This is a genomic window from Pantoea sp. AS-PWVM4 (assembly GCF_000468095.1).
GTDB classification, from domain to species: Bacteria; Pseudomonadota; Gammaproteobacteria; order Enterobacterales; family Enterobacteriaceae; genus Pantoea; species Pantoea phytobeneficialis.
Genome location: NZ_ASZC01000006.1, coordinates 103573 through 129024 on the forward strand (window position 1 = coordinate 103573; position 25452 = coordinate 129024).

Genomic DNA, 25452 nt, shown 5'->3' on the forward strand with positions numbered 1-25452 from the left:
GCGGTCTGCGCTTAGAGTTCGCTCTGCTTGTGGAAGCCGTCTTTAATCACGGTGCTTTCGATATTGCCTTTATTAACCTGGATTGGTGTCAGCAGACGGGACGGCACATCTTTTAAGCCATTGTTAAGTTTGCCGTTGCTGGCAGGTGTCTGACCGTCACCGAGTTCCACGGCGATTTTTGCCGCTTCGGTCGCCAGTTGCGTGATGGGTTTGTACACCGTCATGGTCTGCGTGCCATTTTCGATGCGTTTGATGGCGGCAAGATCGGCATCCTGGCCGGAAATCGCCACTTTGCCCGCCAGCCCCTGCGCGCTCAGCGCCTGAATCGCCCCACCGGCGGTGGCATCATTGGAAGCCACCACGGCATCAATATGGTTGCCGTTCGCGGTTAAGGCGTTTTCCATAATTTTCAGCGCATTTTCCGGTAACCAGGCATCAACCCACTGATCGCCCACGACTTTGATGCTGCCATTATCAATGTAAGGTTTTAAGACTTTCATTTGACCGGCGCGGAACAGACGTGCGTTATTATCCACCGGCGAGCCACCCATCAGGAAATAATTTCCTTTTGGTACCTGCTGCACAATACTTTCGGCCTGAAGTTCACCCACTTTTTCATTATCAAAAGAGATATAAAAATCAATGTCGGCGTTATTAATCATACGGTCATAGGCCAGAACTTTAATGCCTTCACGCTTCGCTTCGGCCACCACGTTACTTAATACCTGGCCGTTATAGGGGATGATCACCAATACATCCACGCCGCGGTTAATCATATTTTCAATTTGCGACATTTGCGTTTCTTCGTTGCCGTTGGCGGATTGTACAAACACCTGGGCACCCTGGGATTCCGCTTGTTTTACAAAGATATCACGGTCTTTCTGCCAGCGCTCCAGGCGTAAATCATCCATCGACAAACCGATTTTCACTTCTTTTGCCGCTCCAGCGTGGCTGACAAGTGCCAGGGCCGCGCAGACGGCTAACAGCGTTTTCTTCATGTTCATGGTGTTCATCCTGTAGGTGGAGGCTATTGTCGTTGTTTAGGGTATAAGGCTATGAACAGGGCGGTTGAATTGTTGACCTGAGTTTCCGGCAACATCAATTACTGATTTTTATCCGGCCATTACGTTTTTTGGTTTATTTGTGATTTTTTGAGCGCGATCGATATTTGGCGGTTTTCGGAAAAATGAATTGCAGCGGGATTGCGGGTTGGAGTGCAATGAAATAACGACATTGTTTTGCGAGCTAACGCACAAATAATAATTATCTTAAGTTAAGTGTGAAATATCGTAATTGAGAAGCGGCAGAACGCATCACCACAATAATGGCTCACAGCTGACCATTCGGGTCCTCATGCTAAGGAGCAAAACATGCACGCCTATTTCGACCAGCTTGATCGCGTTCGTTATGAAGGGACCAACACCCATAATCCTCTGGCGTTCCGTCACTACAATCCTGATGAAGTGATTCTCGGTAAAACTATGGCTGAGCATCTGCGTTTTGCCGCCTGCTACTGGCATACCTTCTGCTGGAACGGTGCGGATATGTTTGGTGTCGGCGCTTTTGATCGCCCCTGGCAGAAGAATGGTGATGCGCTTGAGCGGGCGTTGCTGAAGGCGGATGTGGCTTTTGAGTTCTTCCATAAGTTGAACGTACCTTACTACTGCTTCCACGATGTTGATGTTTCCCCGGAAGGCGACTCGCTGAAGACCTACCGTGATAACTTTGCGGTAATGACCGATAAACTGCTGGCAAAACAGCAGGAAACTGGGGTGAAACTGCTGTGGGGCACCGCCAACTGTTTTACCCATCCCCGCTATGGCGCGGGTGCCGCCACCAGTCCTGATCCGGAAATTTTTGCCTGGGCCGCCAGCCAGGTGTGCAGTGCCATGCAGGCAACACAAACGCTCGGCGGTGAAAACTACGTGTTGTGGGGAGGCCGTGAAGGTTATGAAACCCTGCTGAATACCGACCTGCGCCAGGAGCGTGAGCAAATTGGCCGCTTTATGCAGATGGTGGTCGAGCATAAACACAAAATCGGCTTCCAGGGCATGCTGCTGATTGAGCCAAAACCGCAGGAGCCGACCAAACATCAATATGATTATGATGTGGCAACGGTATATGGCTTCCTGAAACAGTTTGGCCTGGAGAAAGAGATCAAAGTCAACGTGGAAGCCAACCACGCCACGCTGGCCGGTCACTCGTTCCACCATGAAATTGCCACCGCGATTGCCTTGGGGATTTTTGGTTCGGTGGATGCCAACCGTGGCGATATCCAGTGTGGCTGGGATACCGACCAGTTCCCGAACAGCGTCGAAGAAAATGCGCTGGTACTCTACGAGATCATCAAAGCGGGCGGATTCACCACCGGCGGCTTAAACTTTGATGCCAAAGTGCGGCGTCAGAGCACCGATAAATATGACCTGTTTTACGGTCACATTGGCGCGATGGATACTATGGCGCTGGCCCTGAAAGTCGCGGCGCGGATGGTGGCTGATGGCGAGTTGGATAAACGCGTGGCGCAGCGCTACAGCGGCTGGAACGGTGAGTTTGGTCAGCAGATCCTGAAAGGGGAGTTCTCCCTGGCGTCCCTTGCTCAGCATGCCCAGCAACAGCAATTTAATCCGCAACACCGCAGTGGACGTCAGGAACAACTGGAAAACCTGGTCAATCATTACCTTTTTGATTTTTAACCTTTCAGGAGAACAGCATGGTTATCGGGATCGATTTGGGCACCTCGGGCGTTAAGGTCGCGTTGCTGGATACGCAAGGGCAGGTGCTTGCCGTGGAAAGCGCGCCGTTGCAGGTGTCGCGCCCGCATCCTTTATGGAGCGAGCAGGATCCCGAAAGCTGGTGGCTGGCAACTGATAAGGCAATGCAGGCGCTGGCGCAGCGACATGACCTTGGTCATGTGCAGGCGATGGGTCTGAGCGGCCAGATGCACGGTGCGACGCTGTTAGATGCGCAGCAGCAGGTGCTACGTCCGGCGATCCTGTGGAACGACGGACGCAGCAGTGAGCAGTGCCGCCAACTGGAGCAGCAGGTGCCGGATTCACGCACCATCACCGGTAACCTGATGATGCCCGGCTTCACGGCACCCAAGCTGTTATGGGTGCAGCAGCACGAGCCGGAAATTTTCACCCGCGTCGCTAAGGTTTTGCTACCAAAGGATTATCTGCGTTGGCGCTTAAGCGGCGACTTCGCCACGGATATGTCGGATGCGGCGGGGACGATGTGGCTGGATGTGGCCCAGCGTGACTGGAGCGATAAATTGCTTCATGCCTGTGGCCTGCATCGTAGCCAGATGCCAACGCTGTTCGAGGGCAATCAGGTAACCGGTACGCTCCGACCCGACATCGCCAGCCGTTGGGGGATGCAGCCAGTGCCACTGGTGGCTGGCGGTGGTGATAATGCCGCCGGGGCGGTGGGTGTTGGCATGGTCGAGCCGGGACAGGGGATGCTGTCGCTCGGTACCTCCGGCGTCTACTTCCTCGTGAGTGATGGTTATCTCAGCAACCCACAGCGCGCGGTACACAGTTTTTGCCATGCGTTGCCACAGCGCTGGCATCTGATGTCGGTGATCCTCAGTGCGGCCTCCTGTCTGGACTGGGCGGCCAAACTCACCGGCTGCGAAGATGTACCACAGCTTTTGGCTGAAGCTGAACGGGCGAGCAGCGATGTCTCACCGGTCTGGTTTTTGCCTTATCTCTCGGGTGAGCGCACACCGCACAACAATCCACAGGCGCAGGGGGCATTTTTTGGCCTGACGCATCAGCATGGCCGGCCGGAACTGGCGCGAGCGGTGTTGGAAGGGGTGGGATTTGCCCTGGCGGAGGGCATGGATGCGGTACACGAATGTGGCGTCCAGCCAAAGACGGTGATGTTGATTGGCGGTGGCGCACGTAGCGCTTACTGGCGACAAATGTTATCGGATATCAGCGGGTTGACGCTGGATTATTGTCATGGTGGTGAAGTCGGCCCGGCACTGGGGGCGGCACGCCTGGCGCAGTTGGCCGTCGATGCCAACAGCGAACTGCCCACACCGGAACTGGCGCAACGCCATCAGCCGGATACGGCTCGCCATCAGGCTTATCAACCACAACGTGAGGTATTCGCCCGGCTCTATCAGCAACTGAAGCCGTTGATGTCCTGATACGTCAGCATGATGGCCGGAATTGGCATGGGTCTGGCCATAAAGTCAGGTAAGATGAGCACTGACGTAGCGGCGCGATTTATCGCGCAAGTTTTTGGCAGCGGGTATCCCGGCTCGAAAACACGCGCGATAAATCGCGCCGCTACGGGTTTAATGCGGGACGTAAACGGAACCAACCGGAGTATACCCATGCCGCAACCCGTATTTTTCCTGACGTTACCCGGCGTTATGGTGCTTGATCTCACCGGCCCGGCCGAAACCTTCCAGTTGGCTGGCGGTCACTTCTCGCTGCATTACATCGGCCCGGAAGCCAGCGTGCTCGGCTCCACCCACATGACCATCAGCAATATCGCGCCACTGCCCGAACGGTTACCGGCTAACAGCCTGTTGGTGGTGCCCGGTGTGCATGATTCGCGTACCTGCTATGACACCCCGGCGGCGACGCTGGCGCGTGACTGGCTGCGGCAGCAACGGGCGGATATTGAAGCCCAGCGCATCACCCTGGTCTGTGTCTGCTCCGGTTCATTGCTGGCGGCACAGGCGGGATTGCTGGATGGTGTGCTGTGCACCACCCATCATGAAGTGCTGCCGCGTTTGCAGGCGGCGGCCCCGGCGGCGCGGGTAAAAGAGAATCGCGTATTTATTGAAGATGGCGGCATCTGGACCAGCGCCGGGATCACCGCGGGTATTGATCTCGCGCTGCATCTGATTAACCGGCTATGCGGAGCGCGTCAGGCGCTGGCGGTGGCACGCGAGATGGTGGTGTGGTTCCGCCGTTCCGGTGATGATCCGCAACTCTCGCCGTGGCTGCGCTACCGTAATCACCTGCACCCGGCGATTCATCGCGCGCAGGATGTGATGATTGCCCATCCTGAACATGACTGGTCATTACCGGCACTGGCCGAGCGCGCCCACGTCAGCGAGCGGCATCTGACGCGTCTGTTCCGCCAGCATCTCGGCATCAGCGTGCGCGAATATCACGAGCAACTGCGGCTGGTGATTGCCCGGCAACGCCAGCAACAGGGCGAAGCTGCGGAAAAAGCCGCGCTGGCGGCCGGTTTCTCTTCTGCACGACAGTTGCGTCGTGCCAGGGAGCGCTGGGACGATCAACTCACCAGATGATGTTTATCTACCCGTTTAAGCAACACCGCCAGTAACAAGCTGCCGATTAGCGTTACGCCAAACACCCAGGGAAGATCAATCCACGGTTGTGCCATATCGTCGTAATGATTGGTGCGCAGGAAATGGATAAACAGCGCGTGAAAGCCGTAAATGGGCAGGGAATAACGCGCTATGGTGGCTAAAATTGGCAAACTACGACGATTGAGGACATTTTTGCTCAAGATCAGCACGCTGATGGCGGCAATAAACACCAGCGGCCCGCAGTAGAGATACCAGGTATCATTGAAGGCTCCGTTTATGCGCAGCATCTGTTTGGTGCCGAGCGCAATCCCCGCCACACAGGCAATAAACGCCAGCGCCGCCAGCCCGGTTATGCCGCGTTTTTCGGTGTCCATACAGCCAATCGCCCGTCCCAACAGCGCGTATAACAGGTAATAAATACTGTCGCCGCTGACATACAAATTGACCGGCAACCAATGGAACGAGCCAACCGACTGGTTGATGGTATTGGGATTGGCGAGCACCACCAGTACCACCACCAGTAGCGCGACATAGCGTGGTGGCACATTTTTTACCTGAATCAACGGTGACAGCAGGTAAATACCGATAATCGCAAAGAAAAACCACAGGTGATAAAACACCGGTTTCTGCAACAATTTCAGCAGCGACCGCCCTTCGCTGATCGGCGTCAGCCAGGTGATATACGCCAGCGCCACCGCGCTGTAGAACAGCAGGCACAACACGATGCGCAGCAAATGCCGGCCTTGTGCGCTGCGCTCACCAAAGAACAGATAGCCTGAGATCATAAAGAACAGCGGCACGCAGACGCGCGAAGCGGAATTGAGCAGGTTGGCGACGTCCCAACTGATGCCGGTTACCGCCAGCGGCCCGGTGATGTACCAGGTGGTGGTATGAATGACGATCACCATCAGGCAGGCGATGGCGCGTAAGTTGTCGATCCAGTAAATTTTTTGCGACATAGCTTCCCCGTGCGCAGAGCGTCCTGGTGGAGAAGGGTAGTCAGCGACCGGCGCGCCAACAACCTTTGGGCCTGAAATTCAGAGCCATCTGGCTGCTGGCGCGTTGACGGTTAATCACGCACGAGGAATTTTTCGATCACCGCTTCGTTCGGCTCCACGCCCAGGCCGGGTTCGGAAGGCAACCAGGCGTAGCCATCAGCGATGCGCACCGGATTTTTCGCCAGCGAACGGCTGATCTCACCCGGTTCGACGCAATATTCCATCACCAGCGCATTCTCAATCGCGCACAGGAAATGCAGCGAGGCGGCGGTGTTGATATCGGTGGTGAAGTTGTGATTGCACACCTTACGACCGCGACTGTGCGCATAGCTGGCAATTTCCATCGCCTGGGTGAAGCCGGTACGCGTCAGGTCAATCTGCACAATATCGATACCGCCTTCGTCGATCAGGCGCTGGAAGCCCACCACTGAGCACTCCTGTTCGCCTGCCGCAATGTGCTGCTGGCAGGCTGTCGAGACCTGGCCGTAACCGGCGTAGTTGTCCGGGTGCAGCGGTTCTTCAATCCAGAACAGGTTCAGATGCTCATAACGCTGACCACGACGGATGGTGGTTTTGGCATCCCACACATGGCCGACGTCCAGCATCAGATCCACGCTGTCGCCCATCTCGCGGCGCAGCGCTTCCAGATAGCGTAAATCCAGCGCTTCATCGGTGCCAAACGGCTCCCAGCCAAATTTCACCCCGGTATGGCCGGTATCGATAGCGTGCTTCGCTCGCGCCACGGTGTCGGCCACGCTGAACTGGAACATATTCGAGGAGTAGACGCGCATTTTGTCGCGCAGCGCGCCGCCCAGCAGCTCGACAATCGGTTTACCCAACGCTTTGCCTTTGATATCCCACAGCGCGATATCAATGCCCGCCATCGCCTGCAACACGGCACCGCTGCGGCCATAGTAGATAGTGGCGCGATGCATTTTTTTCCACAACCGTCCGGTTTCCAGCGGGTTTTCACCGATCAGCAGCGATTTCAGGCCGGTGACCATGGTGTGGGAATAGGGGGCTTCGATGATGGCTTTGGTGACATAGGGGCTGCCATCCACCTCGCCCCAGCCGGTAATCCCGGCATCGGTGGTGATTTTAATCAACAACGCATCCTGTGAACTGTCGGTGCGCTGTTCAATGACCGGGAGGCGCAGGTAAAACGCCTCGACGTTGGTAATCTTCATCGTGGTTATCCTGGTGTAAAAGCAAAAAAGGCGTCAACCGGCGCTGGAACGTTGCTGTCGGCGCTGCGAAATAATGGTTTCGTAGTCCACATCCAGAGCCTGAATGCGGATATGGTTTTCAATCTCGTCGGTCATTTTGGCGATATCGCCTTCCGCGAACACGTTAATCAGCCGCTGATGCTCTTCGATAATGTCGCTCATCGATTTGCCCATGGTGGAGAGGCCGAAAATCACCGTAAGCTGGCGCGCAATCGACTCCCACAAATTGCTCAACACCGGGTTCTGGGCAAAGCTGCACAGCGTGCGATGGAAATCGGTATCCGCTGAGGCAAAGCCATACACATCCTCGCGTTGCATCATCATCTGCATAGCGGCGACGCCCTGGTACAACTGGGTGAGCTGCGCGGCGCTGTTGCGTCCGGCTTCAATCGCCCGGCGGCAGGCCAGCGTTTCCAGTGGAATTCGCACATCGATAATCTGCTCCAGCCGTTGATGGGAGATCTCCATCAGGCGAATACCTTTGTACGGTTCGCTGGTCACGATGCCCTGACTTTCGAGAATGCGCAGCGCCTCGCGGATAGGGACGCGGCTCATGCCAAGTTTCGCCACCAGGTCCGGCTCGGCAATGCGGTCGCCGGGCAGAATCAGGCCGCGTGAGGCGGCGCTAAGAATGGCATCTACTGCATGATCGACCAGGGTACGCGGGCGCGCCGCGTTCCAGCTGTTTTCGGTCTGTTCTTCCAGTGCCAGTGGGGCGCTGTTCTTATTTCGGGTCGACTTTCCTGCCATGGTAATCATCCTGTTTATGCCTGACGGGTCACGAACTGACCAAAGCCAGGTTCAACCTGTATCTGGGAATCCTGGTAAACGGTGACGCCACGAATGAGCGTGCGCACCACTTTACCCTGACAGCGCATGCCTTCAAATGCGCTCCATTTGCCCAGGCCCTGGAAATTTTCCCCGCTCACCGTCCAGCTCTGGCTGGCGTCGTAAAACACCAGATCGGCATCAAAGCCCGGCGCGATGGCCCCTTTTTTGCCCCACAGTCGGAAGGCTTTGGCCGGACCGCTGGCGGTCATGCGGGCAAACTCGGTCAGCGGCAGGCCACGGTCGATATGCGCCGCGCTGAAGAACATCGGGCTGAGGGTTTCCACCCCGGTCAGGCCCATACCGGCATCCCAGATGCTGAATTCACCGGCCAGCTTCTGCTCCGGCGTGTAGGGGCAATGGTCGGAAGCGATCATGTCGATATCGCCCCGCAGCAGCACCTGCCACAGCGCATCGACGACCGGGCGTGGACGAATCGGCGGGCCGCAGCGGGCATTGGGACCGATGCGCACCAGATCTTCCTCATCAAGAATCAGGTAGTGCGGGCAGGTTTCGAAGCTGGCGCGCACGGTCTCTTTGGCGGCGATGATGGTTTCGGCGGCGCGTGCCGAGCTGACATGGACGATATGGCAGCGCGCGCCGGTTTCTGCGGCAATCGCCAGCACGCGTCCTACCGCTTCAATCTCGGCAATTTCTGGCCCGGCCAGCGCATGGGCGCGGATATCTTTACGCCCGGCGCGGCGTAGTTCGCTACCTGCGCCAATCAGAATGTCGTGGTTCTCGGCATGAACGCCGATCAAACCGTCGAAGGTCGCCAGTTCACGCATGGCGCGCAGCAGGCCGTCATCGTCAAGGCGCGGTAACCCTTTCGCATCCGTGGCATCACCATTCGGCGCGCCGCTACAGAGAAAGGCTTTGAATGCCAGTGCGCCCGCCTGATCCAGCGCGGCCAGTTCGTGGACGTTGCGACCATCCAGCCCGGCCCACATGGCGTAATCCACCGAGCAATTCTCAGCCAGCCAACTGCGTTTGGCGGTAAAGCTGGCGAGCGACGTGGCGGGCGGTAACGAGTGGGGCATTTCGACGATAGTGGTCACGCCATGCGCCGCCGCGCCGCGTGTGCCTTCGCGCAGCTCCTGTTCGGGGAAATCATGCGAGCCAGTGAAGTGGGTGTGTACGTCAATCGCCCCCGGCAGCACGATCAGACCGCTGGCATCAATCAGGTTATCCACCGTGCCGTCGTAAGCACCTGGCGTCAGAATACCACTGATTTTTCCCGCCTCGATTAACAGGTCTGCCGGTGCGGCACCGCTTTCTGTCACCACCAGGCCGTTGATAATTAACTGTTTCATGATTCTGCTCCTGCCTGGGTCACCAGCGCGTCATAAGGTACGGGCTGAGAAGGATCGAGCCAGCCGATAGCGCCGAGTAACTGACTGAAGTGGTCAAATTCGGCGCGCGGGATGCGGCTATCCGGCGCAAACACCTGCGCCTGCTGATAGGCCGCCAGCCCGCTGACCAGCGCAGCAAACCGATAATCGGGATACCAGGGTTTCACCCGCTCAGCGAGGCGAGTGGCGTCATGCTGCGCGATCCACGCCAGCGCCTGTTGTGTTGCCGTAGCAAAGGCGGCAAAGGCTTCTGCTTTCTCGTGCAGTACATCGCTGCGGGCGATATAGGCGCTCCACGGCACCCTGCCGCACAGGCCCGCCAGGCTGGTCACGCTCGCCAGTTGTCCACGGGTGATGGCAGGCGCGAGCGCATGCATGGCGTGCAACGCGTAATCCACCTCGCCCGTTGCCACGGTCGCAAAGTCATCTTCGGCATTGCCGCTGCCGGGCAGGATGCTGACATCCTCCAGCAGGCCATGTTGGGCCAGCAGCCAGCGAAAGGTCAGGCTGGCGGTGCCGACGTTACCCACATCCAGCACCCGCTTGCCACATAAATCGCGCAGTTGAAAATCGGGCTGGGGTCGGGCCGCCGCGAGAAACCACGGGTTGGCGGCGACCGAGGCGCAGAAGCACTGCAACTCGGCACCGTGCTGCTGGTAATGCTTCATCACCACCATCGGGCCGCCGAGGGTTAAATCAGCCTCACGACTCAGCACCGCAGGCACCTGGCCGCCCTGAATGGTATGTCCACCGGATTCGCTGGTGGTGAAGGAGACTTTCAGCCGCTGCGCGGCATACAGGCCGAGACTTTCTGCCAGATAGTGGGCGCAGTAATAAATCCGTGATTCGCTGGCATCGCCCTGATTGAAAATTAAGTGATGCATCAGTCACGCGCCTCCGTGACAAAACTGCCGTTGAGCGCGCTCATGTCGCTGACCCCGCACCAGTGGCTGATGGCGCTGATGGCGTTGATCCAGCCGGAAAGCAGGTCAAACACCGCTGTCTCTCCGCCAGTGACCAGCGCGGTGATAACCGGGCGTACGCTCAGTGATAAGGTTGCACCGAGGCAGCGTGCGACCACGGCATCGCTGCCGCTGCGGATACCGCCATCCAGCAGCAGTGGCAGGCGCGTCACCGCCTGCAAATCGGGTAACTGATCGACCGGTGTCACCCAGCGCGCGCTCTGGCGCAGGCCGATGTTGGAGGCGATCAGGCCACTCACGCCATGCGCCGCTGCCGGGGCGGCATCATCATGATGCAACACGCCTTTCAGCAGCAGCGGCAGACCGCGATCGGCGCAGTGCGTTGCCACTTCATCAATCTGTTGCCAACGCCATACCGGAAACGCCGGCAGCGGTTCCACTCCGGGTTGCGTGCCGCCGATGGTGTGCCAGCCGCGTTGTTTCAATGCATCGCCGACCGAGAACCCACCCGGCTGTAGGCCAGCGACCGGATGGACCGGTGCCAGCACCGTCAGCACGATCGCTTTAAAGTGGCTTTCTGCCGCTTGATCAATCAACGCTTTAATCCGCGCGACCTCACCTGCCGCGCGCAGTTGCAGCCAGCAGCGGTCATACTCCGCACCAATCTGCGCCAGCGGCGTCACCGTCTCTTCGGAGATCACCAGCGGCAGTTGCAGACGTTTGCAGGCGCGGGCAATTGGCAGCAAACCCTCTTCATGGAAAATACGGTCCCCGGCAAAGGCTCCAACCCCAATGGGGGCCGCCCATGTCTGGTTCAACAGGGTGATGTGCGTGTCGATGCTTTCGTTGCCCTGCAACACGCGCGGCAGCAGGCGAAAACGGCGCAACGCCAGATGGTTGGCATCATTTTCGTCGCCAAAGGCATCCGCCGGTAGCCCCTGCATATAGCGAAACAACGGTTCACCGAGGCGCTCGCGCGCCGCGCGTTCAAACGGTAATTCAGGCGTTAGCATGCTGCGCCTCCGTGGCGTTTTCGTGTTCAAGGAAAGTGGCAAAGGCTGGCGTGGTCGGGTTTTTCAGGATCGCTGGTGGCCCTTCTTCAATCAGCGCGCCGTTTTGCAGAAACACCACGCGATCAGCGACGCCAGCGGCAAAAGCAATATCGTGGGTGCTGATGATCATGGTGATACCGGTTTGCGCCAGGCTGCGCATGGTCTGGTTCACTTCTCGCACCAGTTCGGGGTCGAGCGCCGAGGTCGGTTCATCAAACAGCAGGATTTGTGGTTCGGCGGCGAGGGCGCGGGCAATGCCGACACGTTGCTTCTGCCCGCCGGACAATTCATGCGGTAGCGAAGCCGCAAAATCACCAAGGCCGACCATTTTCAGTGCGCGCATTGCTTTGGCGCGTGCCACTTCCGGCTGCGCACCCTGGACGCGCAGCAAAATGCTCATCACGTTTTCCAGCGCGGTGAGGTGATCGAACAAGGCGAAGTGCTGAAACACAATGCCGATGCCTGATTTGGCGCGGTTAACGGGCAGGTGACGCTGCGCCAGCGGCTTACCGTTGGCATCGGTGCCCATAAAATGCCCTTCGGTCTGAATGGTGCCCTTCAGGCGCGGCGTCAGCGCCAGAATCGATTTCAGCAGCGTACTTTTACCGGAACCAGAACGGCCCAGCAGTACCACCACTTCGCCACGACGCACGGTGAGCGACAGGTCGTTCAGAACGGTTTTCCCGGCGTATTCGACGCACAGATTATCGATTTCCAGTACCGGCGCGGCGGTTTGCGTATCCCAACGGCGTTTCGGCAGGTGCATCGGCGTGATGTCGGCTTCCTGCGGCAGCGATGCCAGTCGGGCGCGGGCGCGACGGGCGCGCTCGTCGAGGTTATAGAATTTCTCCATCCACCACTGACCACCGGCCAGCAGCGTGGAGAGGATCAGATAGATACCGCCGGAAGCGACCAGCACCGGGATAAACAGGAAGTTTTGCGACACAATTGCCTGGCCGCGCATGGTCAGTTCATTGACGCCCACCACCGAGGCCAGCGAGGTGGATTTCAGCAGGCCAACGGTTTCGTTGCCCATCGTCGGCAGGATGGCGCGCAATGCCTGCGGGATCACCACATGGATCATCTCTTTAGTACGCGAGTAACCAAACGCCTGCGCCGCCATGCTTTGGTCGCGATCGGTTGCCATAATGCCGCCACGAATGATTTCGGCGCAGAAGGCGGTTTCGTTAATCATCAATGCCAGCAACGCGCTGGTGAACGGACTGAAGCGCAAGCCAAATTCCGGCAGCACGTTGTACAGCAGGATCAGTTGCAGCAGCACCGGGGTGCCGCGCAGTGTATAGATATAAATCTTCACCGGTAAGCGAATAAACAGATACTTAGAGGTGCTGGCCAGCGCCAGGAAAAAACCAATCACAATGCCGCCCGCTAACGCGCCGACCAGCAGTTCAACTGCGATCACGGCGCCCTGCCAGAGATAAGGCAGGGTTAAATATTTTAAGAAATCATCCACCACACTATCTCCGGCAGGCTTTCAGGAACGTAATTAACCGCGGGCAACCACCGGGCGTTCGGCGCTGCTGCCCTGGCCCCAGTAATCGAGCAGTTTTTTCTGTGCGCCGCTTTCCTGAATCACCTTCATGGCATCCAGCACCGCGCTGCGCAGCGTGGCGTTATCTTTGGCAATCGGGAAGCCAACCATAATCGGCAGATCCACGGTGAAGGCACTGTCCAGCGTGCCATCAGCTTTGGCGATGGCGCGGGCTGAACCGGCTTCGGTCAGGTAAACGTCGGCACGACCGCTTTTCACTGCCTGGATGCTGTTGTCGGTGTTCTGCACCATCAGCATGCTGACTTCCGGTTTCCCGGCGGCGGTGCATTTGGCGCTCTGCTCTGGTACCAGTTTGTTGGCTTCATAGGTGCCTGCGGCAGCGGCGACGGTTTTGCCACACAGATCATCAACGCTGTTGATTTTCTTCGGGTTACCTTTGGCGACCACGGAACCATCCTGCACCTGTACCGACGCAACGAAGGCGATTTGCTTCAGGCGCTCATCGGTGACGTACAGCATCGGGCCGATATCAGCCCGGCCACTGGCGATGGAGGTCAGCAGCACGTTGAACGAACCGTTCTGGTAGCTGTGTTTTGCGCCGAGACAACTGCTGATACGTTCGAACAGCGAAGGATCAAGACCTTCAATGATGCTGGGATCTTTCTCTGACGGCGCTTCAAACCCTTTGGTGTAGCCACCAAGGCCAACCACCAGATCTTTGCCTTTCAGTGACGGATATTTGGTTTGCAGCGTTTTGCACTGCGTCATGGCGGCGAAGTCGCTGGCGCTGGGTTTGATCGGATCAGTGGCCGCATGGGCGCTGGACAGGCCAGCCAGCAAAGTGCCGGTCAGGCCAGATAACAAAGCGAGGCGTGCAAATTTCATAATAAGGTTCCCCTGGTGCATGGTGAATGGTTAAGCGATGACCTTCTGATTTATGAACTTTTTGGTGCTGTTTTAAATTCGCGCGATAAATCGCGCCGCTACGGATGGAATTCCGCAGGTTTTAATATCCGCGTGCGATATCCACCTGATTGCGCAGCGCCCGACCACTGCGGAAGCGCACCAGGTTATCGATAAACACCTCAAGGCAACCCTCAAGGTAAGCGGCGTGATCGTCGAGGCTACAGTGCGGCGTCATCACCACACCGGGGGTGTGCCACAGCGGGTCGTCAGTGGGGAGCGGTTCCTGCGGATAGACATCCAGTACCGCGCCTGCCAGTTCGCCTGCGTTTAACTTCTCGCGCATCGCGTTGTAATCAAACACATCGGCGCGACCAACAATCACAATCCCCGCCCGCTTCGGCAGCAGGTCGAGACGGCGACGATCCAATAACCGGCGGGTTTGCGCCGTCAGTGGCAGCGTTGATACCAACACATCCACCTGCGGCAGCACTTCATCGATGGCATCGATGCTGATGCAGCGTTCCACCGGAGCGCTACATTCGCCGCTGCGCGTGACGCCAACCACGCGATAACCCTGCGCCGTCAGCAACCGGGCCGCTGCGGAGCCGATGCCGCCCACACCCAGCAGCAGCACGGTTTTGCCCCGCGCACAGCCACCGAAGCTCGGACGCCATAACCGCTGGGCCTGATCCTGAAGAAATCCAGGGATGCCGAAGTTAAACATCAGCGCCGCCATCAAAATAAATTCCGCGCCTTTGTCGCCATGTACCCCCGAGGCGTTGGTCAGCGTCACGCCTTGTGGCAAATGAGGCAGCCACTGCTCGACACCCGCTGACATCACCTGTACCCAACTGAGGCGAGGGGCTGCGAACTGGTCGAGCGCCAGCTTGCGCCCGGCCCACAGAATGTCGGCATTCGCGAGGAAGGTGGCGCTGTGCGTGGCGTCGCTGTTTTCGGTCAGCGTGAAGTGGCTCCACAGTTGCGGGTGTGTCTCCAGCCGCTGACGCAGCAGTTCAACGGGGAGTTGCAGTGCATCCGGGCCGTTGGCATCGTTTTCAATATGGATATGCATCGCCGCTCCTTAACGCATCGCGGTGACTTCCATCTCGACCAGCAGGTCAGGATGGTTGAGTTGAATGCCGACGGTGGCGCGCGCCGGGAACGGGAACGAGAAAAATTCGCTGTACGCCTCGTTCATGGCGGCAAAGGTGCTGAGGTCGGTGAGAAAAATGGTCACGCGCACCACGTTGTCGAAAGTCATCTGTGCGGCGCTTAACAGGTCGCCAACATTCTTCAACACCTGACGGGTCTGGCTGGCGATATCGTTACCGATGATCTGGCCGCTATAGGGATCAATCGCGACCTGGCCGGAGATAAACAGCATCGGCTCATGCAATACGGCGGCAGAGAGCGGTGCTGGCCCCATCGGGCGGTCGTTGGCATTCATGCCGGGATAGGCAATCGCGGTTTTCATGGTCAAATTCTCATCAAATTCGTTTCACCGCAATTTCGTATACGATTATACAAGTGTCAATGTGCGATTTTTGACCATGAGGTAAAAAAGGTGATGTGCATCACGAAGTGGTGCAGATGTGGTATGTATTTATCTGTATGATTTTAAATCATTAAAATTAGTTTTTGGGCGGGATGTAATGGCGTGTCTGTAATCGTATACGATTTTCTTATTGTTGCGTTTTAACGGTTTTTACCCGCGATGCCACCGTCAGGATTTCCGGCTGCACATTGCGCGACCAAAGGGTATACTGTCGCACTCTTTTTTAATCCACCCGTATCGCGTGCGAATTCAACATGCAAAAGTTTGATACCAAGACCTTTCAGGGCCTGATCCTGACCTTGCAGGATTACTGGGCGCGTCAGGGCTGCACCATCGTCCAACCGCTGGACATGGAAGTGGGCGCTGGCACCTCTCACCCGATGACTTGCCTGCGCGCATTAGGGCCAGAGCCAATTGCTGCTGCTTATGTGCAGCCGTCACGTCGTCCGACCGATGGACGCTACGGTGAAAACCCGAACCGTTTACAGCACTACTACCAGTTCCAGGTGATCATCAAACCTTCACCGGACAACATTCAGGAGCTGTACCTTGGGTCGCTGAAAGAGCTGGGTATCGATCCGACCGTACACGACATTCGCTTCGTGGAAGACAACTGGGAAAACCCGACGCTGGGTGCCTGGGGTCTTGGCTGGGAAGTGTGGCTCAACGGCATGGAAGTGACGCAGTTCACCTACTTCCAGCAGGTCGGCGGTCTGGAGTGTAAGCCGGTGACTGGCGAGATCACCTACGGTCTGGAGCGTCTGGCGATGTATATCCAGGGCGTGGACAGCGTCTACGATCTCACCTGGAGCGACGGCGCGCTGGGCAAAACCACCTACGGTGATGTGTTCCACCAGAACGAAGTGGAGCAGTCAACTTACAACTTCGAATACGCTGATGTGGACTTCCTCTTCACCTGCTTCGAGCAGTACGAGAAAGAAGCGCAGCACCTGCTGGCGCTGGAAAAACCACTGCCGTTGCCGGCGTATGAGCGCATCCTGAAAGCCGCGCACAGCTTTAACCTGCTGGACGCGCGTAAGGCGATCTCGGTCACCGAGCGTCAGCGCTACATTCTGCGCATTCGCACCCTGACCAAAGCCGTGGCAGAAGCCTACTACGCCTCCCGTGAGGCGCTGGGCTTCCCGATGTGCAATAACAACAAGTAAGAGGCAGCCATGACCGATAAAACTTTCCTGGTGGAAATTGGCACCGAAGAGTTGCCTCCGAAAGCGCTACGCAGCCTGGCGGAAGCCTTTGCTGCGCACGTTACCGCTGAACTGGATGCCGCCGGACTGGCGCATGGTGAGGTGAGCTGGTTCGCTGCTCCGCGTCGTCTGGCGCTGAAAGTGGCAAGCCTGGCGGCTGCACAGCCGGATCGCGAAGTTGAAAAACGTGGCCCGGCTATCGCCGCTGCGTTTGATGCTGATGGCAATGCCACCAAAGCCGCTGAAGGCTGGGCGCGTGGTAACGGCATCACCGTTGATCAGGCTGAGCGTCTGAGCACCGATAAAGGCGAATGGCTGGTATATCGTGCGCAGGTGCAGGGCGAAAGCGCCCAGACGCTGCTGCCTGCGATGATCGCGACCGCGCTCAGTAAGCTGCCGATCCCGAAACTGATGCGCTGGGGTGCCAGTGACGTGCAGTTTGTGCGTCCGGTGCACACCGTTACGCTGCTGCTGGGTGATGAGCTGATCCCGGCTACCATTCTCGGAATTCAGTCCGATCGCGTGATCCGTGGTCACCGTTTTATGGGCGAGCCAGAAATTACCCTCGACCATGCCGATCAGTACCCGCAACTGCTGCTGGAACGCGGCAAGGTCGTGGCGGATTACGCGGCCCGTAAAGCACAGATCAAAGCCGATGCCGAGCAAGCGGCGCTGAAGCTGGGCGGCAATGCTGACCTGAGCGACAGCCTGCTGGAAGAAGTGACTTCGCTGGTGGAGTGGCCAGTGGTACTGACCGCCACGTTCGAAGAGAAGTTCCTCGCCGTACCGGCAGAAGCACTGGTGTACACCATGAAAGGTGACCAGAAATACTTCCCGGTTTACGCCAACGACGGCAAATTGCTGCCGAACTTCATCTTCGTTGCCAACATTGAATCCAGCGATCCGCAGCAGATTATCTCCGGTAACGAGAAGGTGGTGCGCCCGCGTCTGGCCGATGCTGAGTTCTTCTTCAATACCGACCGCAAAAAGCGTCTGGAAGATCATCTGCCGCGTCTGGAAACCGTGCTGTTCCAGAAAGAGCTGGGTACGCTGCGTGATAAAACCGACCGTATTCAGGCGTTGGCTGGCTGGATTGCCGCGCAAATCGGTGCTGATGTGAATCACGCGACCCGTGCTGGCCTGCTGTCCAAATGCGACCTGATGACCAACATGGTGTTCGAGTTCACCGACACCCAGGGTGTGATGGGCATGCATTACGCGCGTCATGATGGCGAAGCGGAAGATGTGGCGGTGGCGCTGAATGAACAGTATCAACCGCGCTTTGCCGGTGATGCACTGCCGTCCAACCCGGTTGCCTGTGCCGTAGCGATTGCCGACAAAATGGATACCCTGGCGGGCATCTTCGGGATTGGTCAGCACCCGAAAGGCGATAAAGACCCGTTCGCGCTGCGCCGTGCTGCGCTGGGTGTGCTGCGTATTATCGTGGAGAAGAATCTGCCGCTCGATCTGCAAACCCTCACCGAGGAAGCCGTGCGTCTGTACGGCAGCAAGCTGAGCAATGCGAAGGTTGTGGATGATGTGATCGACTTTATGCTGGGTCGTTTCCGTACCTGGTATCAGGAAGAAGGCCACAGCGTGGACACCATTCAGGCGGTGCTGGCACGTCGTCCGACCCGTCCGGCAGATTTCGATGCCCGCATGAAGGCGGTTTCGCACTTCCGTACGCTGGAAGCGGCAACCACGCTGGCAGCAGCCAACAAGCGTGTTTCCAACATTCTGGCGAAATCGACCGAAACCCTGAACGACAGCGTGCAGGCTTCGTTGCTGAAAGAGAACGAAGAGATCCAACTGGCAACCTTCGTGACGGCCCTGAGCAGCAAACTGCAACCGTACTTCGCAGAAGGCCGCTATCAGGATGCGTTGATTGAACTGGCGCAACTGCGTGAATCGGTCGATAACTTCTTCGACAAAGTGATGGTCAACGCGGATGACCAGGCGGTACGTATTAACCGTCTGACGCTGCTGGCCCAACTGCGCGAGCTGTTCCTGCAAGTGGCGGATATTTCGCTGTTGCAGTAACGCGAGCCAGGTTGTTACTAAAAGGGACGAGAAATCGTCCCTTTTGTTTTTCCGTAGCGGCGCGATTTATCGCGCGATTTTTTGTTCTGTGCATTAATTGCGCGATAAATCGCGCCGCTACGAAATTGCGTGTTCGGAGGAACAGGCGTTAAACAACCGCGCATCGCGCAGCAGGTGCTCATTGCCGCGACGGCGGGTAAAACCGCTGCGGTCAAAGAATTCCAGAATCTGCACCGCCACTTTACGCCCGGTGCCAAGCTGGTTGCGGAAATCGGCGGCGGTGGTGCTGCCGCCCAGCGCAGCGCGTTGGCGAATCAGATCGGCGAAGATCTGGATCTGGTCGCTGCGGTAGTAGCGATCACGCACGATCGCCGTGATATGACCGAGCCGTGCCGCAGTCAGCAGCAGGGCGCGAACCGTCAGTTCATCCTGCTGGAGTGCGGAGGCAATATCCCGCACCCAAAGTGGCTGGTCGGCAAACAGCGGCCCAGCCTGCTGCCATAACATCTCTTCCTGCGGGTTAAAGCGCGGTTCGAAGTTGGGGAGGTGCAACCAGCCGTGGCGTTGCTGAATCACCCCTTGCGCCAGCATCTGCTCGATTAACGCCAACACCAGCCCGGCCGGGGCCTGTGGCAGCGCAATGCGCCGTAGGCGATCGTGACCAATACCCGGTTGTTCCTGGTGCTGCTGGTGAAAATGCGCCAGCGCGTCACACAATTGCTGCTGCCAGCGGCTGGCCTGGGCCGGGTCCATCAACGCATGATGTAAACGCACCGGGGCAATACGGGCGAGCAGGGCATCCATCGAGGTCGGGGTCAGCTGTCGCGCCCAGGCCAGTTCACTGTCGTCAGCCGGTTGATGCCTGAGATGGGCGCGCAGGTTGGTTTCATCATCATCAGACAGCGCCAGCTGCTCAAGCCAGGTCAGGTAATCGGGCTGGCGTTTACCGCGTTTTTTGCTGTTCAGCAGAATCACCCGTCCACCCGCCAGCGTGTGCTGCGCGTTGCTGTCGCGAATGATCAGATGATCATTATCCGCCAGCCACAGTGGGGTGCTGAGAACCAGTTCTCCCAGCTGTTCGCTGAGTAAGGTTAAACGGCCAGTGACATGGCTGGCGGCGTGATGGATATGTACCGGTTGAGACGCATTTTTCTGGGGGTGCAGCAGGTTAAGCGCCACCGTGAGTCGCGTGGTGCCCTGGTCCTGCTGCTGACTCAGCAACCAGTCACCTCGGGTGATTTGCGCTTTTTCCACCTCGCCAACAATATTTAAGGCGATACGTTGCCCGGCCTGTGCGTGACTCACGGCCTGGTTCTGCGCATGCAGGGCGCGCACGCGCACCGGTTGGTTGACGCCGGTCAGCCACAGGGTATCGCCGATGTGGACTTCTCCGGCCAGCGCCGTACCCGTCACCACCAGCCCGGTGCCCTTGAGGGTAAAAGCACGATCGATGGCGAGGCGAAAACGGTAGCGGGGAGTAAACGGGGGTTCCGTCAGCCCAATCAGATGCTGGCGCAGGGCATCAATACCTTGCAACGTGGTGCTGCTGGTAACAAATTGCGCGGCATCAGGCCAGCCCAGCTGTTGCGTGAGCTGCGCGACCTGCTGCTGCACTTCGTCAATGCGTGCGCCGTCGACCCGATCCGCTTTGGTCAACGCCACGCTAAGTGGCGGTTGCCCGGCGAGGCTCAGTAGCTGCAAATGTTCACGCGTTTGCGGCATCACACCATCGTCACAGGCCACCACCAGCAACGCATGGTGGATGCCGCCGATGCCCGCCAGCATATTGGCGAGAAACTTCTCATGGCCTGGCACATCAATAAAACCGATCACCCGGCCATCGGGTTGCGGCCAGTAAGCATATCCGAGGTCGATGGTCATGCCTCGTCGTTGTTCTTCTGGCAGACGGTCAGCATTGATGCCGGTCAGCGCCTGTAGCAGCGCGGTTTTGCCATGATCAACATGTCCGGCGGTGGCGATGATCATGGCAGCAGATTCCGCAGAAAGGCGGTTTCATCTGTCAGGCAGCGCAAATCGAGCCACAGCTTGCCTTCCTGGAGACGGCCAATGACCGGCTGCGGCAGGGCGCGCCAACGTTGTGCCAGGGCGTGTAGCGTGCCGCCCTGACCGTCGCGTGGGCTGAAGGTAATAGCAACGCTGGGGAGACGTTCTACCGGTAGCGATCCGCTGCCGATTTGTGACGAACAAGGGGCGATCGTCAGCGAAAAATCCTCGCCAAACGTATTCTCCAGAGCAGGCAGCAGGCGTTCCGCCAGTTGCCGGATTTCCGCTGCGGGACGCGTCAGCAGGTGCAGCGTGGGTAGCGCAACCGCAAGATTCTCCGGGTGACGGTAGAGTTGCAGTGTCGCTTCCAGCGCCGCCAGCGTCATTTTATCGACGCGCAGCGCACGTTTTAGTGGATGTTGTTGCAGTCGGGCGATCAACGCTTTTTTGCCGATGATGATCCCCGCCTGCGGGCCACCCAGCAGTTTGTCGCCGGAAAAGCTGACCAGGCTGACGCCCGCCGCTATCAACTGCTGCGGCATAGGTTCAGCAGGCAGACCGTATATGGTCATGTCGATGAGCGAACCGCTGCCGAGATCGGTGATGACCGGCAACTGATGTTCTTCTCCCAGCGCCACCAGTTCAGCCTCGGACACCGCATGTGTGAAGCCCTGAATCTGATAGTTGCTGGTGTGAACTTTCATCAACAAGCCGCTATCATCGGTGATAGCGGCGCGATAATCTTTTAAATGGGTGCGATTGGTGGTGCCGACCTCCACCAGCTGGCATCCGGCCTGGCGCATCACGTCAGGAATACGGAACGCACCGCCAATCTCCACCAGCTCACCACGGGAAACCACCACTTCACGCCCTGGTGCCAGGGTCGCCAGCATCAGTAAAACCGCCGCCGCGTTGTTGTTGACGATACAGGCGTCTTCCGCGCCGGTCAGTTCGCACAGCAGGGCGGCAACCGCGCGATCGCGATGACCGCGCGCGGCATCATCCAGCGCATATTCCAGCGTCACCGGCTGGCGCAGACTGGCGGTGACAGCCGCGATTGCCGCATCGCTTAAACAGGCGCGGCCTAAATTGGTGTGCAGCACCGTGCCGGTCAGATTAAACACCGGGCGCAACGCGCTTTGGCGCTGTTGCTCACTGCGGCGCAGCGCTTCATCCGGCCAGTTAGCGTGCCAGGCGGGAAGTCCCTGATGTTGCTGGATATACTCGCGTGCTTCTTGCTGCATCGCGCGGAGCTGTCGGGTGGCAAAGGCGGTGCCTGCATCATCAATTAATGGCTGCAACGCGGGGTCGCGCAGCAGGCTATCAATGGCAGGCAGCTGACTAAACAGATTTTTCATTAAGCAGAACTTTTAACTGGAGGCCGGGACAGTGCGGGCAAAGCTCTCCCGCTTAAATAGCTTCTCTGCCAGTTTGATCAGTGCCGGACGATTGACGCACCAGTTCGGCACCACGCGGCGGAAATTAATGTAGCCAATCATGCAACCGGTGGCGATATCCGCCAGATTGAGGGTGTCGCTGTTGAGCAGATCGCCCTGAGCGGCAGCGATTTCCAGTGCATCCAGACCGCGCAGGATTTTTTCCCGGTTACGCAACAAAACCTCTTCGGATTGCTGATCTCCGGGGCGCATTTGTTCGCGTACAATCAGCAGGGCTGCATCGCTGATGCCGTCGGCCAGTTTTTCCAGTTGGCGGATTTGCAACGCGCGCCAGCGGTCATCAGGCAAAAGCTGAGGTGCTTCACCTCGTAGCTCGATGGCTTCGGCGATGATCGCCGAGTCAAACCAGGTGAGCTTGTTGTCATCAACCAGCGCCGGAACTTTACCCAGCGGATTGTAATGCGGCACATGGCTGTCAGCGTTCCACGGTGATTCGTTAACAAACTCGAAGACGATGCCCTTTTCCAGCATGATCACTGAAATTTTACGCACAAAAGGGCTGGTGTAGCTGCCAATCAGTTTCATCGAACGCCTCCGTGGTGTAGCGGCGCGATTAATCGCGCGGTTTTTTTCGGGCATGGTTCACGATATTGCGCGATAAATCGCGCCGCTACGATGCGCAGAAATATGTAAAACGCAGAATTACCCTTCGCCTGGAAACAAAAACGGGTTCAGGCTACTACGGGAAAACCCTTCCTGCTCCATCCGCGCATCCAGCACCAGTGAAGCCAGGTCGTCTGCCACTGGCTCCACCGCCGGATCTTTCTCCTGGTACAGCATCTTCAGGTAGGTGCCGCAATCGCCACAGCTTTCGGCTTTTATCGCCGCCATCTCGCTATCCAGCGACCAGTAATGCAGGTCACGCGTCTGCTCGCAATTAGAACATTTGCTGCGTACCACATACCATTCACTTTCGCACAGATTGCAATGCAGATAACGCAATCCCTGCTGACCGACATCCATATGTACCACGCTGGCAACCGGTACGCTGGCGCACACCGGACAGAACTGACGATGCTCGCCATATTCAGCACGGGCTTTACCCGGAATTAATGCCGCCATCTGCGCCCAGTAGATCGATAATGCCGCCCAGATAAACGGTGATTTATCGTTGCTGACCTGGGCGAAGTTACCTTCGAGCAGTGCAGTCGCTAGCGTCTCCAGTTCAGTCGCCGAGGCTTTCTCCAGATTCTCCAGCACCGCCAGCGCCTGACCGCTCATCTCTGGCTTCAGTTCGGCGATCAGCGAATGCAGTAGCCGTTGCCAGTGGGGATCGCGCGGGTAAGTGTGAATATCCAGCGGCGGGATGCCCTGTTCGGCACTTTGCGCCAGGCGGGCACGCAAATCGAGCTGGAGAGGATGGTCATACAGCACGATTTCCTGTGCCTGGGCGATCACGGCGGCAAAGCGCAGATAATCACCGAGCGGATTTTTCGCTGCCAGCTCGCGCAAACGGGCGGCCCGTCGGCTATACAAGTTTTTCAGCCGGGGGAAAAGTAACGGCGGAATGTTATCCGCCGTTTTCTTATCGCTTTTCTCCAGCTGGTCCTGCGGGATAATGCGAATACTCATCAGGGGCGTTTTTCCTGTTGTGTTTGGCGTTGGCGCTGCTCGCGATACCAGCGTGGGTGATGTTTCTTCGCCCACGCGGCAGGGACCCAACCTTCAACCATCGCGGTAATGGTGCCCTTAACCCACAAGGCAGCGTAGATATGCACCATAATCACGATAATCAGCGCCACGGCTGAGACCGAATGCACCACCAGTGCGGCGCGAATTAGCGGAATGGAGAAGGCACCGGCGAAGTATGGCCGCCAAATCACAATTCCACTCACCAGCAGCATGACTAAGCTGATGATAGCAGCCCAGAACACACACTTCTGCCCGAAGTTGTATTTGCCAGTATCACCGACCTCCTCATTGCGCACGATTTTGTGGATGTTTTTCGCCCATATGATGTCCTCACGGTTAATCAAATTCTGCCGCCAGTAACGTAAGAACATGATTAAAAAGGCAGCAAACATCACCACACCAACAAAAGGATGCAGAATACGCGCCAGCTGCGGCGTACCCAAAACATGCATCAGCCAGTTAAACGACGGAAAAAAGAAACCTAAACCGCTGAGCGCAGCGAAGACAAAGCACAACGCCACAATCCAGTGATTGATGCGTTCCGGTGCGCTGTAGCGTACCAGGCGATCGCGCTTTTTCATCATTTTTCCTCCTCGTCCTCATCCACCCGGTTCGGCCCGACGCCGACGTAGTGGAACACCGCCGCCGCAAAGGTGGCAGCAAAACCCACCGCCGCCAGCGGTTTCCAGATGCCTTTCCAGAAGGTGACGGCGGAGCTGATGCTCGGGTTTTCCGGCAGGCCGTGGTAAAGCTGCGGTTTGTTGGCGTGGTGCAGCACATACATCACATGCGTACCGCCAACGCCTGCCGGGTCGTACAGCCCGGCATGGGCGTAGCCGCGTGTTTTCAGCTCCTCCACCCGTTCTCCGGCCAGGGTCTGCATATCCACTTTGCTGCCAAAATGAATTGCCCCGGTCGGGCAGGTTTTCACGCAGGCCGGTTCCTGACCGACGGTGACACGATCGACGCACAGCGTGCATTTATACACGCGGTTGTCCTCTTTATTGAGGCGCGGCACGTCGAACGGACAACCGGCGATGCAGTAACCGCAGCCGATACATTGCTCAGACTGAAAATCAACAATGCCGTTGGCGTACTGAATGATCGCCCCTTCTGAAGGACAGGCCTTCAGACAGCCAGGATCGGCGCAGTGCATGCAGCCATCTTTGCGGATCAACCACTCCAGCTTGCCGTTCTCTTCAACCTCAGAAAAACGCATCACCGTCCAGGACTTGGCAGTCAAATCCGCCGGGTTGTCATACACCCCGACGTTATGACCGATCTCGTCGCGGATGTCGTTCCATTCCGAACAGGCGACCTGACAGGCTTTGCAACCGATACAGGTGGTGACGTCGATTAACTTCGCCACCTCCTGCTGATGGTTGCGCGCCTGCGGTGGCGGCGTCACGCCGTTGGTGGCGGAGCGGCGGATAATGTCTTGCGATTGATAAGCCATCTTCGTTCT

The 25452-nt window shown here is 57.7% G+C and carries 22 protein-coding genes; 5 read left to right on the forward strand and 17 right to left on the reverse strand.

Features of this window, described 5'->3' with window-relative positions; genetic code table 11:
• Positions 1–11 precede the first annotated feature (11 nt).
• The gene (gene xylF / locus L579_RS07720; RefSeq protein WP_021183694.1) at positions 12–1004 is read right to left on the reverse strand and encodes a D-xylose ABC transporter substrate-binding protein; all 993 of its coding nucleotides are present in this window, start codon (positions 1002–1004) and stop codon (positions 12–14) included.
• Positions 1005–1370: 366 nt separating this feature from the next.
• Here xylF and xylA point away from each other — a divergent pair, with 366 nt between their 5' ends.
• The 3 genes from xylA to L579_RS07735 all read left to right on the forward strand — a co-directional run bounded on the left by xylA (position 1371) and on the right by L579_RS07735 (position 5275).
• Positions 1371–2693: a xylose isomerase gene (gene xylA / locus L579_RS07725; protein ID WP_021183695.1), complete on the forward strand. Its 1323-nt coding sequence runs from the start codon at positions 1371–1373 to the stop codon at positions 2691–2693.
• Between the two features lie 17 nt (positions 2694–2710).
• Positions 2711–4153, forward strand: a complete 1443-nt coding sequence (xylB, locus tag L579_RS07730; RefSeq protein ID WP_021183696.1) for a xylulokinase — start codon at positions 2711–2713, stop codon at positions 4151–4153.
• A gap of 189 nt (positions 4154–4342) precedes the next feature.
• The gene (locus L579_RS07735) at positions 4343–5275 is read left to right on the forward strand and encodes a GlxA family transcriptional regulator (RefSeq protein WP_021183697.1); all 933 of its coding nucleotides are present in this window, start codon (positions 4343–4345) and stop codon (positions 5273–5275) included.
• Here the strand turns inward: L579_RS07735 and L579_RS07740 are convergent.
• The 10 genes from L579_RS07740 to L579_RS07785 form a co-directional block, all read right to left on the reverse strand.
• A complete protein-coding gene (locus tag L579_RS07740) occupies positions 5260–6255 on the reverse strand; it encodes an acyltransferase (RefSeq protein ID WP_021183698.1) in 996 nt (331 codons plus the stop codon). The genes L579_RS07735 and L579_RS07740 overlap by 16 nt on opposite strands.
• 110 nt (positions 6256–6365) lie before the next feature.
• The gene (locus L579_RS07745; RefSeq protein ID WP_021183699.1) at positions 6366–7481 is read right to left on the reverse strand and encodes a mandelate racemase/muconate lactonizing enzyme family protein; all 1116 of its coding nucleotides are present in this window, start codon (positions 7479–7481) and stop codon (positions 6366–6368) included.
• 33 nt (positions 7482–7514) lie between these two features.
• Positions 7515–8270 carry a GntR family transcriptional regulator gene (locus L579_RS07750; protein ID WP_021183700.1) on the reverse strand — a complete coding sequence of 252 codons (756 nt, stop codon included), beginning with the start codon at positions 8268–8270 and terminating at the stop codon, positions 7515–7517.
• Between the two features lie 14 nt (positions 8271–8284).
• Positions 8285–9661 (reverse strand): allantoinase AllB, encoded by a 1377-nt coding sequence (gene allB / locus L579_RS07755; RefSeq protein ID WP_021183701.1) that lies wholly within the window; start codon positions 9659–9661, stop codon positions 8285–8287.
• Complete coding sequence (locus L579_RS07760) at positions 9658–10584, reverse strand: ABC transporter substrate-binding protein (protein ID WP_021183702.1); 927 nt, start codon at positions 10582–10584, stop codon at positions 9658–9660. The genes allB and L579_RS07760 overlap by 4 nt, the downstream gene beginning before the upstream one ends.
• Positions 10584–11636, reverse strand: coding sequence for an alpha-hydroxy acid oxidase (locus L579_RS07765; protein WP_021183703.1), 1053 nt, complete (start codon positions 11634–11636; stop codon positions 10584–10586). Before L579_RS07765 ends, L579_RS07760 begins: the two co-directional genes overlap by 1 nt.
• Positions 11623–13149, reverse strand: coding sequence for an amino acid ABC transporter permease/ATP-binding protein (locus L579_RS07770; RefSeq protein ID WP_036625904.1), 1527 nt, complete (start codon positions 13147–13149; stop codon positions 11623–11625). The genes L579_RS07765 and L579_RS07770 overlap by 14 nt, the downstream gene beginning before the upstream one ends.
• Before the next feature lie 33 nt (positions 13150–13182).
• Positions 13183–14073: a transporter substrate-binding domain-containing protein gene (locus tag L579_RS07775; RefSeq protein WP_021183705.1), complete on the reverse strand. Its 891-nt coding sequence runs from the start codon at positions 14071–14073 to the stop codon at positions 13183–13185.
• A gap of 121 nt (positions 14074–14194) precedes the next feature.
• Complete coding sequence (locus tag L579_RS07780) at positions 14195–15166, reverse strand: D-2-hydroxyacid dehydrogenase (protein WP_021183706.1); 972 nt, start codon at positions 15164–15166, stop codon at positions 14195–14197.
• Positions 15167–15175: 9 nt separating this feature from the next.
• Positions 15176–15568 (reverse strand): RidA family protein, encoded by a 393-nt coding sequence (locus L579_RS07785; protein ID WP_021183707.1) that lies wholly within the window; start codon positions 15566–15568, stop codon positions 15176–15178.
• Between the two features lie 335 nt (positions 15569–15903).
• Here L579_RS07785 and glyQ point away from each other — a divergent pair, with 335 nt between their 5' ends.
• Together glyQ and glyS are read left to right on the forward strand one after the other, a co-directional pair.
• Positions 15904–16815, forward strand: coding sequence for a glycine--tRNA ligase subunit alpha (gene glyQ, locus L579_RS07790; RefSeq protein WP_021183708.1), 912 nt, complete (start codon positions 15904–15906; stop codon positions 16813–16815).
• 9 nt (positions 16816–16824) lie between these two features.
• On the forward strand, positions 16825–18894 hold the full coding sequence (glyS, locus tag L579_RS07795; protein ID WP_021183709.1) for a glycine--tRNA ligase subunit beta: 2070 nt from the start codon (positions 16825–16827) through the stop codon (positions 18892–18894).
• A gap of 117 nt (positions 18895–19011) precedes the next feature.
• Here the strand turns inward: glyS and selB are convergent, their stop codons facing one another.
• From selB to fdxH, 6 genes are all read right to left on the reverse strand, one after another.
• The gene (selB, locus tag L579_RS07800; RefSeq protein ID WP_021183711.1) at positions 19012–20880 is read right to left on the reverse strand and encodes a selenocysteine-specific translation elongation factor; all 1869 of its coding nucleotides are present in this window, start codon (positions 20878–20880) and stop codon (positions 19012–19014) included.
• Positions 20877–22256: an L-seryl-tRNA(Sec) selenium transferase gene (gene selA, locus L579_RS07805; RefSeq protein ID WP_021183712.1), complete on the reverse strand. Its 1380-nt coding sequence runs from the start codon at positions 22254–22256 to the stop codon at positions 20877–20879. Before selA ends, selB begins: the two co-directional genes overlap by 4 nt.
• A 12-nt stretch (positions 22257–22268) precedes the next feature.
• Positions 22269–22880, reverse strand: coding sequence for a glutathione S-transferase (locus L579_RS07810; protein ID WP_021183713.1), 612 nt, complete (start codon positions 22878–22880; stop codon positions 22269–22271).
• Between the two features lie 117 nt (positions 22881–22997).
• A complete protein-coding gene (gene fdhE / locus L579_RS07815; RefSeq protein ID WP_021183714.1) occupies positions 22998–23927 on the reverse strand; it encodes a formate dehydrogenase accessory protein FdhE in 930 nt (309 codons plus the stop codon).
• On the reverse strand, positions 23927–24568 hold the full coding sequence (fdoI, locus tag L579_RS07820; RefSeq protein WP_036625907.1) for a formate dehydrogenase cytochrome b556 subunit: 642 nt from the start codon (positions 24566–24568) through the stop codon (positions 23927–23929). The genes fdhE and fdoI overlap by 1 nt, the downstream gene beginning before the upstream one ends.
• On the reverse strand, positions 24568–25443 hold the full coding sequence (fdxH, locus tag L579_RS07825; RefSeq protein WP_021183716.1) for a formate dehydrogenase subunit beta: 876 nt from the start codon (positions 25441–25443) through the stop codon (positions 24568–24570). Before fdxH ends, fdoI begins: the two co-directional genes overlap by 1 nt.
• Positions 25444–25452: the final 9 nt, after the last annotated feature.

Coding starts and splice junctions, on each gene's coding strand:
- xylF (WP_021183694.1), bottom strand. CDS start 1,004: ATGAACATGAAGAAAACGCTGTTAGCCGTCTGCGCGGCCCTGGCACTT.
- xylA (WP_021183695.1), top strand. CDS start 1,371: ATGCACGCCTATTTCGACCAGCTTGATCGCGTTCGTTATGAAGGGACC.
- xylB (WP_021183696.1), top strand. CDS start 2,711: ATGGTTATCGGGATCGATTTGGGCACCTCGGGCGTTAAGGTCGCGTTG.
- L579_RS07735 (WP_021183697.1), top strand. CDS start 4,343: ATGCCGCAACCCGTATTTTTCCTGACGTTACCCGGCGTTATGGTGCTT.
- L579_RS07740 (WP_021183698.1), bottom strand. CDS start 6,255: ATGTCGCAAAAAATTTACTGGATCGACAACTTACGCGCCATCGCCTGC.
- L579_RS07745 (WP_021183699.1), bottom strand. CDS start 7,481: ATGAAGATTACCAACGTCGAGGCGTTTTACCTGCGCCTCCCGGTCATT.
- L579_RS07750 (WP_021183700.1), bottom strand. CDS start 8,270: ATGGCAGGAAAGTCGACCCGAAATAAGAACAGCGCCCCACTGGCACTG.
- allB (WP_021183701.1), bottom strand. CDS start 9,661: ATGAAACAGTTAATTATCAACGGCCTGGTGGTGACAGAAAGCGGTGCC.
- L579_RS07760 (WP_021183702.1), bottom strand. CDS start 10,584: ATGCATCACTTAATTTTCAATCAGGGCGATGCCAGCGAATCACGGATT.
- L579_RS07765 (WP_021183703.1), bottom strand. CDS start 11,636: ATGCTAACGCCTGAATTACCGTTTGAACGCGCGGCGCGCGAGCGCCTC.
- L579_RS07775 (WP_021183705.1), bottom strand. CDS start 14,073: ATGAAATTTGCACGCCTCGCTTTGTTATCTGGCCTGACCGGCACTTTG.
- L579_RS07780 (WP_021183706.1), bottom strand. CDS start 15,166: ATGCATATCCATATTGAAAACGATGCCAACGGCCCGGATGCACTGCAA.
- L579_RS07785 (WP_021183707.1), bottom strand. CDS start 15,568: ATGAAAACCGCGATTGCCTATCCCGGCATGAATGCCAACGACCGCCCG.
- glyQ (WP_021183708.1), top strand. CDS start 15,904: ATGCAAAAGTTTGATACCAAGACCTTTCAGGGCCTGATCCTGACCTTG.
- glyS (WP_021183709.1), top strand. CDS start 16,825: ATGACCGATAAAACTTTCCTGGTGGAAATTGGCACCGAAGAGTTGCCT.
- selB (WP_021183711.1), bottom strand. CDS start 20,880: ATGATCATCGCCACCGCCGGACATGTTGATCATGGCAAAACCGCGCTG.
- selA (WP_021183712.1), bottom strand. CDS start 22,256: ATGAAAAATCTGTTTAGTCAGCTGCCTGCCATTGATAGCCTGCTGCGC.
- L579_RS07810 (WP_021183713.1), bottom strand. CDS start 22,880: ATGAAACTGATTGGCAGCTACACCAGCCCTTTTGTGCGTAAAATTTCA.
- fdhE (WP_021183714.1), bottom strand. CDS start 23,927: ATGAGTATTCGCATTATCCCGCAGGACCAGCTGGAGAAAAGCGATAAG.
- fdoI (WP_036625907.1), bottom strand. CDS start 24,568: ATGAAAAAGCGCGATCGCCTGGTACGCTACAGCGCACCGGAACGCATC.
- fdxH (WP_021183716.1), bottom strand. CDS start 25,443: ATGGCTTATCAATCGCAAGACATTATCCGCCGCTCCGCCACCAACGGC.